General features: G+C 67.0%; 15 protein-coding genes. 4 read left to right on the top strand and 11 right to left on the bottom strand.

Annotation, left to right across the window (positions count from 1 at the left end; translation table 11 throughout):
* Positions 1-50 precede the first annotated feature (50 nt).
* Positions 51-1346: a homogentisate 1,2-dioxygenase gene (hmgA, locus tag ACFW0H_RS12435; RefSeq protein ID WP_422914206.1), complete on the top strand. Its 1296-nt coding sequence runs from the start codon at positions 51-53 to the stop codon at positions 1344-1346.
* A gap of 1 nt (position 1347) precedes the next feature.
* Complete coding sequence (gene fahA / locus ACFW0H_RS12430; protein ID WP_422914205.1) at positions 1348-2652, top strand: fumarylacetoacetase; 1305 nt, start codon at positions 1348-1350, stop codon at positions 2650-2652.
* Positions 2653-2705: 53 nt separating this feature from the next.
* Here the strand turns inward: fahA and ACFW0H_RS12425 are convergent, their stop codons facing one another.
* Positions 2706-3230 carry a hypothetical protein gene (locus ACFW0H_RS12425; protein WP_422914204.1) on the bottom strand — a complete coding sequence of 175 codons (525 nt, stop codon included), beginning with the start codon at positions 3228-3230 and terminating at the stop codon, positions 2706-2708.
* A gap of 234 nt (positions 3231-3464) precedes the next feature.
* On the opposite strand from ACFW0H_RS12425, the gene ACFW0H_RS12420 reads away from it, so the two are divergent.
* On the top strand, positions 3465-3878 hold the full coding sequence (locus ACFW0H_RS12420; protein ID WP_422914203.1) for an anti-virulence regulator CigR family protein: 414 nt from the start codon (positions 3465-3467) through the stop codon (positions 3876-3878).
* A gap of 207 nt (positions 3879-4085) precedes the next feature.
* On the opposite strand, the gene ACFW0H_RS12415 is transcribed toward ACFW0H_RS12420, so the two are convergent.
* The 10 genes from ACFW0H_RS12415 to ACFW0H_RS12370 form a co-directional block, all read right to left on the bottom strand.
* Positions 4086-4739, bottom strand: coding sequence for a methionine ABC transporter permease (locus ACFW0H_RS12415; RefSeq protein WP_422914202.1), 654 nt, complete (start codon positions 4737-4739; stop codon positions 4086-4088).
* Positions 4723-5802 carry a methionine ABC transporter ATP-binding protein gene (locus ACFW0H_RS12410; RefSeq protein WP_422914201.1) on the bottom strand — a complete coding sequence of 360 codons (1080 nt, stop codon included), beginning with the start codon at positions 5800-5802 and terminating at the stop codon, positions 4723-4725. The genes ACFW0H_RS12415 and ACFW0H_RS12410 overlap by 17 nt, the downstream gene beginning before the upstream one ends.
* A 148-nt stretch (positions 5803-5950) precedes the next feature.
* A complete protein-coding gene (locus ACFW0H_RS12405) occupies positions 5951-6748 on the bottom strand; it encodes a MetQ/NlpA family ABC transporter substrate-binding protein (RefSeq protein ID WP_422914200.1) in 798 nt (265 codons plus the stop codon).
* 36 nt (positions 6749-6784) lie between these two features.
* A complete protein-coding gene (locus tag ACFW0H_RS12400; protein ID WP_422914199.1) occupies positions 6785-8254 on the bottom strand; it encodes an LLM class flavin-dependent oxidoreductase in 1470 nt (489 codons plus the stop codon).
* A complete protein-coding gene (locus ACFW0H_RS12395; protein WP_422914198.1) occupies positions 8254-9462 on the bottom strand; it encodes an SfnB family sulfur acquisition oxidoreductase in 1209 nt (402 codons plus the stop codon). Before ACFW0H_RS12395 ends, ACFW0H_RS12400 begins: the two co-directional genes overlap by 1 nt.
* Before the next feature lie 8 nt (positions 9463-9470).
* A complete protein-coding gene (locus ACFW0H_RS12390) occupies positions 9471-10706 on the bottom strand; it encodes an SfnB family sulfur acquisition oxidoreductase (protein ID WP_422914197.1) in 1236 nt (411 codons plus the stop codon).
* A 96-nt stretch (positions 10707-10802) separates the two neighbouring features.
* The gene (locus ACFW0H_RS12385) at positions 10803-11573 is read right to left on the bottom strand and encodes a MetQ/NlpA family ABC transporter substrate-binding protein (protein ID WP_422914196.1); all 771 of its coding nucleotides are present in this window, start codon (positions 11571-11573) and stop codon (positions 10803-10805) included.
* A 96-nt stretch (positions 11574-11669) separates the two neighbouring features.
* Positions 11670-12335 (bottom strand): methionine ABC transporter permease, encoded by a 666-nt coding sequence (locus ACFW0H_RS12380; RefSeq protein ID WP_422914195.1) that lies wholly within the window; start codon positions 12333-12335, stop codon positions 11670-11672.
* Entirely contained in the window at positions 12332-13705 is a 1374-nt protein-coding gene (locus ACFW0H_RS12375) for an LLM class flavin-dependent oxidoreductase (protein WP_422914194.1), read from the bottom strand. Before ACFW0H_RS12375 ends, ACFW0H_RS12380 begins: the two co-directional genes overlap by 4 nt.
* A gap of 10 nt (positions 13706-13715) precedes the next feature.
* Entirely contained in the window at positions 13716-14939 is a 1224-nt protein-coding gene (locus ACFW0H_RS12370) for an SfnB family sulfur acquisition oxidoreductase (RefSeq protein ID WP_422914193.1), read from the bottom strand.
* Positions 14940-15435: 496 nt separating this feature from the next.
* Between ACFW0H_RS12370 and ACFW0H_RS12365 the strand changes: the two genes are divergently transcribed.
* On the top strand, positions 15436-16602 hold the full coding sequence (locus ACFW0H_RS12365) for an HPP family protein (RefSeq protein WP_422914192.1): 1167 nt from the start codon (positions 15436-15438) through the stop codon (positions 16600-16602).
* The last annotated feature ends 125 nt before the right edge of the window (positions 16603-16727 follow it).

Raw genomic sequence — 16727 nt, 5'->3', positions numbered from 1 at the left:
CTTTCAAATTACGTTATGCGTAATTCGATTACAAAAACAGAGAGGTCGCCATGGTCTCCCCCACGCAGCTCACTTACCAATCCGGTTTCGATAACGAGTTCAGCAGCGAAGCGCTGCCCGGCGCCCTGCCCGTCGGCCAGAACTCCCCGCAGAAAGTGCCCTACGGCCTCTATACCGAACTGCTCTCCGGCACCGCGTTCACCGTACCGCGCAGCGAGGCCCGGCGGACCTGGATGTACCGCATCAAACCCTCGGCCAACCATCCGCAGTACCAGCGCCTGGAACGCCAGATCGCCGGCAACCGCCTGGGCCCGGTGACCCCCAACCGCCTGCGCTGGAATCCCCAGGACATCCCCGCCGAGCGCACCGACTTCATCGACGGGCTGCTGACCATCGCCGCCACCGCGGACGCCGAGCAGGCCTCGGGGGTTAGCGTGCACCTCTTCCGTGCCAACGCCTCGATGCAGCGGGTGTTCTTCAACGCCGATGGCGAGCTGTTGATCGTTCCCGAGCAGGGCCGCCTGCGCATCGCCACCGAACTGGGCCTGCTGGACGTGGAGCCCCTGGAAATCGCGGTGATTCCGCGCGGCATGAAGTTCCGCGTCGAACTGCTGGACGCCAGCGCGCGCGGCTATATCTGCGAGAACCACGGCGCCGCCCTGCGCCTGCCGGACCTCGGTCCCATCGGCAGCAACGGCCTGGCCAACCCGCGCGACTTCCTCGCCCCGGTGGCCCATTACGAAGACAGCGATGCGCCGGTCACCCTGGTGCAGAAGTTCCTCGGCGAACTCTGGGCGACCACGCTCGACCACTCGCCCCTGGACGTGGTCGCCTGGCACGGCAACAACGTGCCCTACAAGTACGACCTGCGCCGCTTCAACACCATCGGCACCGTGAGCTTCGACCACCCGGACCCGTCCATCTTCACCGTGCTCACCTCGCCCGGCGAAACTCACGGCCAGGCCAACGTCGACTTCGTGATCTTCCCGCCACGCTGGATGGTGGCCGAGAACACCTTCCGTCCGCCGTGGTTCCACCGCAACCTGATGAACGAGTTCATGGGCCTGCTCCAGGGGGCCTATGATGCCAAGGCCGAGGGGTTCTCCCCTGGCGGCGCTTCGCTGCACAACTGCATGAGCGCCCACGGCCCGGACAACGCCACCAACACCGCCGCCATCGCCGCCGATCTCAAGCCGCACAAGATCGACAACACCATGGCCTTCATGTTCGAGACCAGCCGTGTGCTGCGCCCCAGCCAATACGCGCTGGAATGCCCGCAGCTGCAGAGCGACTACGATGCATGCTGGGCCGGCATGGCCAAGACATTCGACAAGGGCAGGATCTGACATGACCCAACCAGACAACCGCCGTAGCTGGATCGCTTCCGCCAACGGCCACCCCGACTTCCCCCTGCAGAACCTCCCGCTGGGCATCTTCAGCCCATCCGGCGCCTCGCCCCGTGGAGGCGTGGCCATCGGCGACGCCATCTTCGACCTGAAGGCCGCTGCCGATGCCGGCCTGTTCAGCGGTGAAGCGGCCGACGCTGCGAGCGCAGCCTGCCACGACAACCTGAACGCCTTCTTCGCCCTCGGCGCCTCCGCCCGCCGTGCCCTGCGCGCCCAGTTGCAGGACCTGCTGGCCGAAGGCAGCGCCGCCCAGGCACGCCTGGAAGCCATGGGCCAGGCCCTGCTGCCGACCGCCACCACCTGCCAGCTGCACCTGCCGGCGAAAGTGGGCGACTACACCGACTTCTATGTGGGCATCCACCACGCCAACAACGTCGGCCGCCTGTTCCGCCCGGACAATCCGCTGCTGCCCAACTACAAGTACGTGCCCATCGGCTACCACGGCCGCGCGTCCACCGTCTGCGTCTCCGGCACTCCGGTGCGCCGCCCCATCGGCCAGACCATGCCGCCGGGCCAGGAAGTGCCGAACTTCGGCCCCAGCAAGCGCCTGGACTACGAACTGGAACTGGGTATCTGGATCGGCCAGGGCAACGAGATGGGCGAGTCCATCGCCATCGGCCGGGCCCAGGACCATATTGCCGGCTACTGCCTGCTCAACGACTGGTCGGCCCGCGACGTGCAGGCCTGGGAATACCAGCCGCTCGGCCCCTTCCTGGCGAAGAACTTCGGCACCACGGTGTCGCCCTGGGTGGTGACCGCCGAAGCCCTGGAACCCTTCCGCGCCGCCCAGCCGGCACGCCCGGAAGGCGACCCGCAGCCCCTGCCCTACCTGCTGGACGAAGCCGACCAGGCCAAGGGCGCCTTCGATATCGAACTGGAAGTGCTGATTCTCACCGCCGCCATGCGCGAGCAAGGCCTGGCGCCCCACCGCCTGGCGCTGAGCAACACCCTGAACATGTACTGGACCGTGGCGCAGATGGTGGCCCACCACAGCGTCGGCGGCTGCAAGCTGCAGGCCGGCGACCTGTTCGGTTCCGGCACCCTCTCGGGTCCGCAATCGGAAGCCTTTGGCAGCCTGCTGGAAAGCACCTTCGGCGGCAAGCAGGCCATCAGCCTGCCGAACGGCGAGCAGCGCACCTTCCTGGAGGACGGGGATGAAGTGATTCTGCGCGCCCGATGCCAGCGGGAGGGTTACCCCAGCATCGGCTTCGGTGAATGCCGTGGGGTATTGCTGGCCGCGCGCTAATTAACAGGAAGCGCGAAGAGTGGGGGCAACCAGCAGGTTGCCCCCAGTCGTTTCTAGCGGTCGTTCTTGCTCGAGGACGATTCGGCCTGGGAGCGACCGTGGGCGTTGTGATCGCCGGGCGTCGTCTCGGACACGGCACGGGCGTTCGCCAGGCCGCGGCTGTCCTTGTCGCGGGCGACAGCGGAGGTCGCTTTCCCGTGGCCCTTGTCCTCGCCATTGCGGGTGGCCTTGCCGGTGTGGTCGGCGTCCTGGCCGAACTTGTTGCCCAGGCCGGTATGGTCGGCGTCACGGCCGTAGGCGTTGCCGGTATGGTCGCTGTCACGGCCATAACCATTACCCTTGCTATCGTGGCTGGCGGAGTGACCACCACCCATGCCGCCACCGAATCCGCCGCCATGGCCACCGCCGTGACCACCACCATGGCCACCACCACCGCCGGCACCACCACCGCCACCGCCGCCACCATTGCCACGGGCGTAGGCGGAGTCGACCAGGGATGCGCCGCCGGGAAGGACGGTGCCCGCCGCGAAGACCATCGCACAGGTGGCCGCGGCCAACAGGGTTTTCTTATTGATCAATTTGGAGCCTCCACAGGCATGTTTCACAGTTAGCCGTGAGACTCTCGCCGCCGGCTCCGGTTCAGTGCCGGGGACGAGCGGACAGCTTTCGACGACGCCTGGTTCAACGGATTTTGAACGCGATCATGTTTCGGTCCCATCCGGCCTGCCTTTTTTTGCGATAGTTGCCGCGTTACCCCCGCGTTATCGCAGTCAATCGGCAAGGGAAAACAGTCCCTCACGGAGGCCAAGGACATGACCAGAACCCGTACCCTCATCGCAGCATTCACCAGCCTCGCCCTCATCACCGGCTCGCCAGCCCTGCTGGCCGACCCCGGCAAGGGCAAAGGCCACGACAAGGGCAACGCCAGCGCCCCGGCCAACAACTGGTCCGGCGGCCCGCAGGTGGATATCGGCGGCATCCGCATCGTCCTCGACGACAACCGCGAATACTGGGGAACTGCGCAGGCGCTGCCGCCGGGCATCCAGAAGAACCTGGCGCGCGGCAAGCCGCTGCCGCCGGGGATCGCCAAGAAGCTCGACGGGCGCCTGGTCAGCCGCCTGCCCCACTACGAAGGCTACGACTGGGTGCGCGCCGGCACCGACCTGATCCTGGTGGCCGTGGCCACCGGGATCATCTACGAAGTGCTGCAGGATGTGATGGACTGAGGGGGCGGGATCGTTCACCAAGGGCGGCAAAGCCGCCCCGTAGGTTGGTGCGGGCCACGCTGGTCTGAGGAACGAAGCCCAACGAATCCAAAGCGAAGCGGTCCGTTGGGCCGCGCTCCGCTTGGCACCAACCTACGGAAGTTCAGATCCCGCTGATGGGTATCGCTTCGCTCCACCGCATCCTACGGAGCGTTCGCGCGTACAGGATCACACCCGCTTGTTCAGCAACCGCGCCAGCCGGTCCCCGCCGAACTGGATCAGGGTCACCAGCACCACCAGCAGGATGATCACCGTCAGCATGATCTGGGTATCGAAGCGCTGGTAGCCGTAGCGGTACGCCAGGTCGCCCAGGCCACCGGCACCTATGGCGCCGGCCATGGCCGAGGAGTTGATCATGGTCACCAGGGTGATGGTGAAGCCGCCGACGATGCCCGGCCGCGCCTCCGGCAGCAGCACGTTCCAGATGATGTGACGGCGCTGGCAGCCCATGGCCTGGGCCGCTTCCACCAGGCCGAAATCCACCTCCCGCAGGCTCACCTCGGCGATGCGCGCGAAGAAGGGCGTGGCGGCGATGGTCAGCGGCACCACTGCGGCCCAGACGCCGTAACTGGTGCCGACGATCAGACGGGTGAAGGGAATCAGCGCCACCATCAGAATCAGGAAGGGAATCGAGCGCAGCACGTTCACCACGCTGCCGAGCGCACGGTTCAGCGCGCGCGCCTCGAAGATGCCGCCGGGGCCGGTGGTGACCAGCACCAGCGCCAGGGGAATCCCCACCAGGAAAACGATCAGCGACGACGCCCCGATCATCAACAGGGTGTCGAAGATGCCCTGCAGCAGGCGGTCAAGCATGGGCGACATAGCCGAGCACCTCCGCCTTGTCCGCCAGCGGTCGTGCCCGCTCCAGCAACTCCAGGCCACCCTGCCCCGCCAGCGCGGCGCTGAGCAGCAGGTGCCCTTGTGCGCGGCCCTGGATGCGGTCGATGCCGCCATGCACCAGGCTCACCCGGGTGCCCAGCGCCTGGGCGATGGCCAACAGGTCCGGCTCGCGGCCGCTGGCGCCGGTGAAGTGCAGGTCCAGTAGCAGCTCGTTGGCACCGGCCTGTGGCTGGTTGACCAGGCGCGCCAGCAGATCGTCCGGCAGGTCATGACGCAAGGTGCCCAGCAGGGTCCGGGTGACCTCGTGCTGCGGGTCGCCGAACACCCGCCAGACTTCGCCCTGCTCCACCACCTGGCCACGCTCCAGCACCACTACGCGGTCGCAGATCTCGCGGATCACGCCCATCTCGTGGGTAATCAGCACGATAGTCAGGCCGAGGCGCCGGTTGATGTCCCGCAGCAGCGCGAGGATGGCCTGGGTGCTTTCCGGGTCCAGGGCCGAGGTGGCCTCGTCGCAGAGCAGGATTTCCGGCTGGTGCACCAGCGCCCGGGCGATGCCGACGCGCTGTTTCTGCCCACCGGAGAGCTGCGCCGGGTAGGCATCGCGCTTGTCCGCCAGGCCCACCAGCTCCAGCAGTTCGCCGACCTTGCGCTCGATCTCGGCCTTGGCCACGCCGGCCACCTTCAGCGGTAGGGCGACGTTCTGCCAGACCGTCTTGGCCGACATCAGGTTGAAGTGCTGGAAGATCATGCCGACCCGGCGGCGCAGGAGCACCAGCTGCTTGTCGTCGAAGGCGCCGATATCTTCCTGGTCGATCACCACCTGACCCGACGTGGGCTTCTCCAGGCGGTTCAAGGTGCGGATCAGCGACGACTTGCCGGCGCCGCTGCGACCGATGATGCCGAACACCTCGCCGCGGCGGATCTCAAGGTCGATGCCTTGCAGCGCCTGCACCGGCCCCTTGCTGCCCTGGTAGGCCTTGCCCAGTCCCTGCAGGCGGATATGCGGCAGGTCCAGGCTGATGTTGCGATTGAAACTGACCATGTAGGGCCCTCTCTGTTTCGTATGACCTCAAGGCGAAGAACCTGTAGGGGCGAATTCATTCGCCAAGCAGGCCGAAGGTCTGCCCTTCCAGGCCGCAGGGGGCAGCGTTGCTGCCCTTGGCGAATGAATTCGCCCCTACATCGCCTGCTTATTGCCAACCCGGCTGGTAAAGCTTGCCGTGGGCCTTGTCGAGGGCGGCGCGGACCTGCGGGGAGTGCTGGTAGATATCCACGAACTTGCCCAGGCGGCCGTCGTCCCGGTAATCGGCACGGGTGACGAACTGGATGATGTATTCCTTGTTCTCGATGCCGTCGAACAGCAGCGCGCTGTTCGGGTCGAGGGTGCCGGCCAGGCGGATGTAATGCGGGTAGCCCTGGGCCAGGTCGACGTCATCCAGGGCGCGCACCAGCTGCACCGCCTCCAGCTCGATGATCTTGATCTTCTTCGGGTTGTCGACAATGTCGTCCAGTGTGGCCTTGTACCCCACGCCCTCCTTCAGCTTCAGCAACCCGGCCTTCTGCAGCAGCTGCAGGCCGCGCCCGCCGTTGATGGGGTCGTTGGCGATGGCCACCTTGGCGCCTTCCGGCAGGTCGGCCAGGCCCGCGTACTTCTTCGAGTAGAGGCCGACGTTGTTGATCACGCCGGGGGCGAAGGGCTTGAGCTGGAAGCCGCCCTCCTTCTTGGCGTTTTCCAGGAAGGGCGTGTGCTGGAAGTAGTTCACGTCGATGTCGCCGGCGGCCAGGGTGATGTTCGGCGAGTTCCAGTCGGTGAACTCCACCAGCTCGACCTTGAGGCCCTGCTTCGCGGCCTCCTCCACCGCCACTTCCAGCGGCGGGGCGAAGGCGGCGGTGGTGCCGACCTTGAGGGTTTTGCTGTCGGCGCCATGGGCGAGGCCGGTGGCCAGGAGCAGGCCGAGGGTGAGGGATTTGAGGAGGTGTTTGGGCATGGTCGTCATCCTTATGAGCAAGGTCTTGAAGGGAAATCAGGTTGTTGTAGGGGCGAATTCATTCGCCAAGGAGCGCGCAGCGCTCCCACGGCCCTCGAAGGGCAGACCTTCGGCCTGCTTGGCGAATGAATTCGCCCCTACAGTGGTAATTCGCCCCACCGAGAAATGGGCGCCCGGGTGGTTCTCGGGAAGGCGATCCCCCGCGCCGAACAACTTGTGGCGCAGGGTGCCTTCGGCATACGCGGTCTTGTAGGCGCCACGGGCCTGCAGTTCCGGCACCACCAGGTCGATGAAGTCGGCGTAGCTTTCCGGGGTGACGATGCGGGTGAGGTTGAAGCCGTCCAGGCCGGTCTCGTCGATCCAGGCCAGCAGCTCATCGGCCACCTGGCTGGGCGACCCCACCAGCAGGATGTAGCGCCCGCCCAGGGCGTGCTGTTCCAGCAACTGGCGGCGGGTCAGGCTGTTGTCCCGGAGCTTGCTGGCGGCAGACTCGATGGCGTTGGTTTTCACGTAGGGAATCGGCTCGTCCAGGGCGTAGCGGGAAAAGTCGATGCCGGTGGAGCTGGCGAAGTGCGCCACGCCCGCCTCGGCGCTGGCATAAGCCAGGTACTCGGCATGCTTCGCCCGCGCCAGGGCTTCAGTCGGCGCGACGATCACGCTGATGCCCATGAACACCTTCACCGCCAATGGATCGCGGCCGGCGGCCTGGGCGGCGGCGCGCACCTTGTTCACCTGGGCGCGGGTGGCGGCCTTGTTGTTGCCGCTGATGAACACGCACTCGGCATGCTCGCCGGCAAAACGCAGACCCCGCGCCGAAGACCCGGCCTGGAACAGCACCGGGGTGCGCTGGGGCGAAGGTTCGCAGAGGTGGTAGCCCTCGACGTCGAAGAACTCGCCGTGGTGGCTGACCTTGTGCACCTTCTCCGGCTGGGCATAGAGCCGCCGCTGCCGGTCATTGAGCACCGCACCCTCCTCCCAGCTGCCCTGCCAGAGCTTGTAGAGCACCTCCAGGTACTCGTCGGCCTGGTCGTAGCGGCGGTCGTGCTCCACCTGCTGCGTGAGGCCCATGGCGCGGGCGGCGCTTTCCAGGTAGCCGGTGACGATGTTCCAGCCCACCCGGCCTTCGCTGAGGTGGTCCAGCGTCGACATGCGCCGGGCGAACAGGTAAGGCGCGTCGTAGCTCAGGTTGGCGGTGAGGCCGAAGCCCAGGTGGCGGGTCACCCCGGCCATGGCCGAAACCAGCAGCAGCGGGTCGTTCACCGGCAGTTGGATGCTCTCCTTCAGGGTCAGGTCGACGTTGCCCTGGTAGACGTCGTAGACGCCGACTATGTCCGCCAGGAACAGCCCGTCGAACAGGCCGCGCTCCAGCAGTTGGGCCAGGTCGGTCCAGTAGGAGAGCTTGCGATAGTCGGCCGAGCGATCGCGCGGGTGGGTCCAGAGCCCGTGGTTGATATGCCCCACGCAGTTCATGTTGAAGGCGTTGAGGAGGATCTCTTTGCGCGCCATCAGATCGTCCCCCGGCGCGGCGGCAACTGGCCGTTGAGGTAGTAGTTGCCCACCGCGTGGTACTTCCAGCGCACCGGGTCGTGCAGGGTATGCACCCGGGCGTTGCGCCAGTGGCGGTCGAGGTTGTGCTCGGCCAGGCTGGCGCGGGTGCCGGCGAGCTCGAACAGTTTGCTGCCGGCGGCCAGGGACACCTCGGTGGTCAGCGCGCGGGCCTCGGCCACGCCGAGGGAGGCGGCGGCCACGGTTTCGGCCTTCGGTTCGGCAGTGGCGGCATCCAGCAGGCGGCCGGCGCGGTCGAGGATGGCTTCGGCGGCGTGCAGGCGGATGGCCAGGCGACCGAATTCCTGGATGGTCAGCGGGTCGTCGCTGGCCTTGTCCACTCCGGAGTCGATCCAGGGCCGCGAACGGCTGCGGACGAATTCCAGGGCGTCCTCATAGGCGGCGCGGGCAATGCCGGCGTCGATGGCGGCATGGAGAATCTGGGCGAAGGGCCCGACCGTGGTCGGGCGCTCGAAGGCGGCCTGGAAGGACACCAGGTCCTCGGCCGCCACCGGCACGTCGTCGAACACCACCGAGCCGCTGCCGGTGGTGCGCTGGCCGAAGCCGGACCAGTCGTCGATCACTGTCAGGCCGGGGGCGTTGCGCTCGGCGAAGGCCAGGTACTGGTGGCCATCCTCGGCCACCACCAGGGTCGGCACGCGGTGGGCGTAGAGGGCGCCGGTGCAATAGAACTTGCGGCCCTGGATGCGGTAGCCGGCGCCATCCTTCACCAGCCGGGTGGTGCGGTCGTTGGCGGTACGGGTGCCGATCTCGGCCAGGGCGTTGCCGAAGCGCTGCCCGGCCAGGGCGGCGGCGAACAGGCGGCGCTGCTGCTCCGGCGTGCCGTTCACCCGCAGCACTTCCAGGGCATAGAAATGGTTCTGCGGGATCTGCCCCAGGGAGGCGTCCGCCGCACTGATAATGGCGATCACCCGCGCCAGGGTGACGCGGGATACCCCGGCGCCGCCGAATTCACGGGGCACGCCAATGCCCCACAGGCCAGAGCGGCTGAACAGTTCCAGTTCATCCAAGGGCAGGCGCCGCTCGCGGTCGCGTTCAACGGCGCCCGGTTTGAACAGGGCGGCGATGCGCCGGGCCACGTCGAGGGCTTCGGCATCGTCGCGGATGATGGCCACAGCATCGATGGGTTGCGGATGGACGATGGTCATGGCGGTCCTCAGATCCAGGAGTGGCGCGCCGGGAAGGCGCCGTTCAGGTGGTAGTTGCCGACGGCCTGGACCTTCCAGCGCACCGGGTCGTGCAGGGTATGCACGCGGGCGTTGCGCCAGTGACGGTCGAGGTTGAATTCGGCGAGGGTGGCGCGGCTGCCGGCCAGCTCGAAGAGCTTTTCGCTGGCGGCGAGGCTGATCTCGGTGGTCAGTACCTTGGCCTCGGCCACGGCGATGGAGGCACGCGCGGCGGACTCGGCGTCGATGGGCGCGGCGGCCACTTCGTCCAACACTTGGCCGGCGCGCTCCAGCAGGGCGTTGGCGGCATTCAGCTCGACCTTCAGGCGGCCGATCTCGGCGATGGTGTAGAGCTCTTCGCTGGCGCGCTCGACGCCGGCGTCCACCCAGGGCCGCGAGCGTTCGCGGATGAAGGCGATGGCGTCGTCGATGGCGGCTTCGGCGATGCCGGCATCGATGGCCGCCTGGATCAGCTGCGACAGCGCGCCCTGGATGCTCGGCACCTCGGCCAGGCGGCTGTTGTGGAACACCAGCTCATCGGCCACCGGGGCGCCATCCAGCAACACGGTGCCGCTGGCGGTGGTGCGCTGGCCGAAGCCGGACCAGTCGTCGACTATGGAGAGCCCCGGCACGCCCCGCTCCACCAGGCCGAGCACGCCGACACCGTTGTCGTCGATCGCCTTCACCGCCACCCAGTGGGCGAACAGCGCGCCGGTGGAATAGAACTTCTCGCCGGAAACTTTCAGGCCTTCGTCGGTGCGAGTGATGCGTGCCTTGATCTCCAGCGTGTGTTTCGTGTTCCGCTCCGGGCCGGCGTTGGCCAGGCGGCGGCCAGCCAGGATGCCGGTGAACACCTTGTGCTTTTGTTCCTCGCTGCCGACGTTCTCGACCACGCTGAGCAGGCCGAACTGGTTCTGCGGAATCTGCCCCAGCGCCGGGTCGGCGGCGCAGATGATGCGGAAGACTTCCGCCAGGGTGACGTGGGATACCTCGGCGCCGCCATAGGCGCGGGGGATGCGGATGCCACCCAGCCCCAGGCGGGTGAAGAGTTCCAGCTCGCGCCAGGGCAGCAGGCGCTCGCGGTCCCGCCTGGCGGCCTCGATCTTGGCCAGCTTCGCCACCTCGTGCGCGGCTTGCAGGGCCTGTGCATCGTTCTCGATCAGCGCCGCCGGGAGTAGTGGCGGGGCTTCATCACGAAATGCGTTGTGGGCTTTTTCGTTTGTCATGGGGTGTGGCCTTCAAGTGCGGAGTTGCGCCCTGCCCTCTCCCCCGGCCCCTCTCCCTGAAGGGAGAGGGGAGGCAAGCGGTGCGGAGCGGGAGGATCAGAACGCCGGGGCGATCTGGCCCTTGTAGCGGCTGAGGATGAAATTGCGGACTTCCGGCGAGTTCAGCGCCTTGGCCAGCTTCTGCAGGCCCGGGTCCTCGCGGTTGTCGGGACGGGCGACGAGGAATTCGGCATAGAGGTCCTTGCCCTTCTCCACGATCAGCGCGCTGTTGGTGTCGATGCCGGCTTCCAGGGCGTAGTTGGCGAAGACGAAGGCCAGGTCAACCTGGCTCACCGAGCGGGCCAGCAGCGCACCTTCCAGCTCACGAATCTTCAGCTTCTTCGGGTTCTCGGCGATGTCGCGTTGGGTGGCCAGGGTATTGCTCGGGTCCTTCAGCTTGATCAGCCCGGCTTCGTGCAGCAGCACCAGGGCGCGGCCGGTGTTCACCGGGTCGTTGGGGATGGCGACGGAAGCGCCGTCCTTCAGCTCGTCGAGTTTCTTGATCTTGGTGGAGTAGGCGCCGAAGGGTTCGATATGGATGCCCACCACTGGTACCAGGTTGGTGTGGCGGCTCTTGTTGAACTCATCGAGGAAGGGCCGGTACTGGTAGTAGTTGGCGTCGAGGTTCTTCTCCGCCAGCTGCACGTTGGGCTGGATGAAGTCGGTGAAGACCTTGATGTCCAGGTCCACGCCTTCCTTGGCAAGGGCGGGTTTGACGAACTCGAGGATCTCCGCGTGGGGAACCGGAGTGGCGCCGACCACCAGCTTCTCGCCCGCCTGGGCAGAGAAGGCAACGACGGCGGCCAGAATGGCGATGGCCTTTTTCATGTTTCGGGTGCTCCTGGGCTGTGATTGTTGGCCGTCGTGGGGTGAACGTGGGGCCGAAGTGGGCAGCGAAAGCCGGCTGCCCGGCGGTATGGGGATTCAGCGGCGGCTGTAGCGCACCACCAGGCGGTCGCCGCTCATCTGCAGGGCCTGCACCAGCAGGATCAGCAGGGCCACGGTGACCACCATCACGTCGGTCTGGAAACGCTGGTAGCCGAAGCGGATGGCGAGGTCGCCGAGGCCCCCGCCACCGATCACGCCGGCCATAGCCGTGTAGTCCACCAGCACGATGGCGGTGACGGTCACGGCGGCGATCAGCCCGGTGCGCGCCTCCGGCAGCAGCGTGTGCCAGATGATCTGCCAGGTGCTGGCGCCCATGGCCTGGGTGGCCTCCACCAGGCCACGGTCCACCTCGCGCAGGGCGGTTTCCACCAACCGTGCGAAGAAGGGTGTGCAGCCTGCCACCAGTGGCGGGATGGCCCCGGCAACACCGAGGGAGGTGCCGGTGACAAGCGTGGTCAGCGGGATCATCACGATCAGCAGGATGATGAAGGGCAGCGAGCGCAGCGCATTCACCAGGGCCGAGGCGAAGCGGTAGAAGCCGGGCTTCTCGTGCAACTGTTTCTTCGCGGTGAGGTAGAGCAGCACACCCAGCGGCAGGCCTAGCGCGACGGTGAAGCCCAGCGCCAGGGCGAGCATGGTCAGGGTGTCGATGCAGGCCTGGCCGATCTCCAGCCAGTCGAGGTTCGCGAGCAGCTCGTTCATGGCGCCACCTTCCTGCGCAGGCGCGCCGCCGGGTGCGGTTCGGCGAGGCGGTCGCCCTGGCCGAACAGCTTCTGGCGCAGGCTGCCGTCTTCGTACTCGCGCTTGAACAGGCCACGGGCCTGCAGCTCGGGCACCAGCAGGTCGACGATATCCACGAAGGTTTCCGGGGCGACGATGCTGGACAGGTTGAAACCGTCGACATCGGTCTCCTCCACCCAGGCCTGCAGCTCATCGGCCACGCTCTGCGGCGAGCCCACCAGCAGTGGGCCGTCGCCGCCGAGTGCGCAGTAGTCGGCGATCTCGGCGGTGGTCCAGGTGCGGCTGGGGTCGGCGGCGGTAAAGGCGTCCACCGCTGACTGGATGGCGTTGCTCTCTACCTGGCGCAGCACCTGGTCCGGCGCGTACTGGCCGAAGTCGATGCCGGTCCAGCCGGACATCAGCGTCAGGGCGCCGTCCCGGCTGGCGAACTCACGGTACTCGCGCCACTTGGCCTGGGCCTCGGCATCGGTGGCGGCGACGATCACGGTGAGCTGGTTGAACACCTTGATATCGCTGCCCTTGCGGCCGGCAGCCTCCGCCTGGCGGCGCAGATCGGCCACCTGGTTGCGCAGGATGTGGCAGGTGGGCGCGGCAACGAACACGCACTCGGCGTTGGCGGCGGCGAAGGCCTTGCCCCGGCTGGAGGCGCCGGCCTGGTAGAGCACCGGAGTGCGCTGCGGCGACGGCTCGCTGAGGTGGAATCCGGGCACCTGGAAGTGCGCGCCTTCATGGGCGATGGGGTGCACCCTGGCCGGGTCGGCGTAGATACCGCGCTCGGCGTCGGCGATCACCGCACCCTCCTCCCAGCTGGCTTCCCAGAGCTTGTAGCAGACCTCCAGGTACTCGGCGACCAGGGCGTAGCGCTGCTCGTGATTGAGCTGCTGTTTCAGGCCGATATTTCGCGCGCCGCTCTCCAGGTAGGAGGTGACGATATTCCACCCGGCGCGGCCGCCCGTGAGGTGGTCCAGAGTGCTCATGCGCCGGGCGAAGGGGTACGGATGCTCGAAGGACACCGAGGCGGTCACGCCGAAACCCAGGTGGCGGGTGGCGGCGGCCATGGCCGGCACCAGCAGCAGCGGGTCGTTCACCGGTACCTGGGCCGCTGTGCGCAGGGCCTGCTCCGGTCCGCCGTGGTAGACGTCGTAGACACCCAGCACGTCGGCGAGGAACAGGCCGTCGATCTTGCCGCGTTCCAGGGTCCGCGCCAGCTCGATCCAGTAGTGGATATCGGTGTAGCGCCGCGCCTGGTCGCGGGGATGGCGCCAGAGGCCGGGGGACAGGTGGCCCACGGCGTTCATGGCAAAGGCGTTGAGGCGGATCTGTTTGCTCATGGCGCGCGCCTCAGGACCAGTCGTGACGCGGCGGCTTGACGCCATTGAGCAGCCAGTTGCCGACCACGTGGTACTTCCAGCGCACCGGGTCGTGCAGGGTGTGCACCCGCGCGTTGCGCCAGTGGCGGTCGTGGTTGTGGCGTTGCAGGGTGGACCGGGTGCCGCCCAGCTCGAACAGCTTGTTGGCGGCCTCGATGGCGATCTCGGTGGTGAGCACCTTGGCCTTGGCCACGGCCACCGAGGCGGCGGCCACGTTGTTCTCGTCGGTTGCCGGGCGCGCTTCATCCATCACCTTGCCGGCGCGTTCCAGCAGGGCTTCGGCGGCTTCCAGGCGAATGCCCAGGTTACCCACCTGGATGATGGTCAGCGGGTCCTCGCTGGCCTTCTCCACCCCGGCATCGATCCAGGGCCGCGCCTGTTCACGGACGAAGACGAGGGTATCGCGCAGGGCGGCGCGGGCGATGCCGGCGTCGATGGCGGCAGTGGTGATCTGGGCGAAGGGGCCGGCCAGGGTGGGGTTGTCGTAGGAACGATGGGTGGGGAACAACCGTTCGGCCGGCACCCGCAGGTCCTGGGCCAGCACCGTGCCGCTGGAGGTGTTGCGCTGGCCGATGCTGGACCAGTCGTCGACTACCACCAGCCCTTCGCTGTTCCGAGGGACGAAGGCGAGTTGCACCTTATCCTCTTCGTCCAGGGCCAGCACCGCCAGCCAGTGGGCAAAAAGCGAGCCGGTGCAGTAGCCCTTGCGGCCGTTGATCAGGTAGGCGTCGCCATCGCGGCGGATGCGGGTCTGGATGTCTTGCACGTTCTTGCCGCCGGTTTCCGACAGGGCATTGGCGAAGCGGTTGCCCTTCAGCGCCAGGCCGAAGAAGTAACGCTTTTGCTCGTAGGTGCCCTGCAAACGGATGTCTTCCAGCAGGCAGTAATGGTTCTGCGGAATCTGCCCGAGGGAGGCGTCGGCAGCGGAAATGATGGCGATCACCTCGGCCAGGGTGGCGTAGCTCACCTCCGCGCCGCCGAACACCTTGGGCACGGTGATGCCCCACAGGCCGCTGTTGGAGAACAGGTCCACCACCTCCGGCGGCACCTCGCGGGTGCGGTCACGCTCCGCGTCACCCTCCAGCAGGAAGGCGGCGACGCGATGGGCTACTTCGATGGCCTCGGCGTCGCTGCGAATGATGTGGGCATCCGGGATGCCGAGGGGGTACTGGGCGGAAATCGGGGTCTGCGACATGGGGTTCTCTGCACTACTGTTTCGCCGCGAACAGTCGCGGCCTTGCTTGCAGAGGGATAAAGCAGTACCCGTGCCAGTTTTATTTTTCTTTTAAATTCAATAACTTGAACAAATCATCCAACAGTTCCCGACGAAGAAAGCAGGCAACTTGTTGGTCAGGTGTTGCTGGAGCAACACTTCGGCCTTCGCTCTCCATTCAGCAATTTTTTTGCACTTAACCACCAATAACATTCATTAGCCCGCTACCCAAAGCTTCCCGTAGGATTCCCGCCATCCCCGACGCCCGGCCCGGCCAGGGCCTGCGCAAGCAGGCCTCCCGAGGAACCGCGCGCGAGAAAAAGTCGTTTCCATATCCAAGGATGGAACCCCACCCCGGTGGGATTGAGGGGTCCCAGGGTCTGTACGAAAAGTCGTCGAGCGAAGGCCACTGAGCCTTGGCACTTTTCGTACAGCGCCTTGCGGCCCCTCCTTTTATCAACTGCCCAGTGTCATACCCATGCCCCAGAACCCTCTGCGTCTCTGGCTGCAACGCCTGCTGCCGGACGCCAGCAACGCCCCTCCCAGGGAGTGGCTGCGTGCCGCCATCGGCGGCTGCATCGCCGTCACCCTGGCCACATTCATCTGCTCCCGGCTGTTCGGCGCCGACCTCGCGTTGCGCCTGGCCGCGCCCTTCTGCGCCTCGTCCGTGCTGATCTTCGCCCTGGCCTCCAGCCCAGTCGCCCAGCCCTGGTCGGTAGTGGGCGGCAATGTGCTGGCGGCGGCCGTCGGCCTGCTGGTGGGGCACTGGGTGCAGCAGCCGCTGCTGGCCCCCGCGCTGGCCTTCGGCTTCAGCCTGGTGGGCATGCAGGCCCTGCGTTGCCTGCACCCGCCGAGCTGCGCCGTGGCCCTGGTCGCGGCCATGAGCGGGCACTTCCTTGCGGGATCGGGCTGGCACCTGCTGCTCCTGGTACTGTTGGGTTCACTGCTGCTGGTGGTCACGGCGCTGCTGTTCCACAACCTCAGTGGCACACCCTATCCGCGCAAGATCGCCCATCCCGCCAGCGGCCCGCACCTGACCGCCGACCCGCTCCCCGGGGAGCGCAATGGTTTCGCCGAAGTGGACCTGGACCGCGCCCTGGCCGAGTTCGGCAGCGTCGTCGACGTCACCCGCGACGATCTCCAGCGCCTGCTGCAACTCACCGAGAAGCACACCCTGCGCCGTACCATGGGCGACCTGCGGGCGGCGCGGATCATGTCCCGCGACCTGCGCACCGTCGGTCCCCAGGCGCCGGTCAGCGAGGCCTGGCGGCTGCTCGACCGCCATCACCTGAAAGCCCTGCCGGTGGTGGACGACAAGCAGCGGCTGGTGGGCATCCTCACCCTCTCCGACCTGCTCGGCCACGCCGCCAACACTGCATCACGCAGCCTGGCCGAACGCTTCCGCGCCCGCCGCGAGGCACCGGTATCGCGACTGATGACGCGCCCGGTGCGCTGCGTGACCCTGGATACGCCCGTGGTGGAGCTGGTGTCACTGCTGTCCGACCAGGGCCTGCATTGCCTGCCGGTGCTGGACGACGGCGGCCGCGTGGTGGGCATCGTCAGCCAGAGCGACCTGATCGCCGCGCTCTACCGCAACTGGCTGCAGGACCTGCACCAGCCGCCGGTGTTGCAGCTGGCGAGCTGACCGTAGGGTGCGCTGCGCGCTCCGGTGCGCACGGCGCACCCTACGCAATGGCCACCCATGTAGGGTGGATAGCGCTTTTCTATCCACCAGCGGGGTCGTGCAAGGCACCGATCGTGGAAATCCCC

This window comes from Metapseudomonas cellulosilytica (assembly GCF_049334135.1).
Taxonomy (GTDB): Bacteria; Pseudomonadota; Gammaproteobacteria; order Pseudomonadales; family Pseudomonadaceae; genus Metapseudomonas.
The sequence above is the reverse complement of the archived record's forward strand: the minus strand, read 5'-3'. Positions and strand labels throughout refer to the sequence as shown.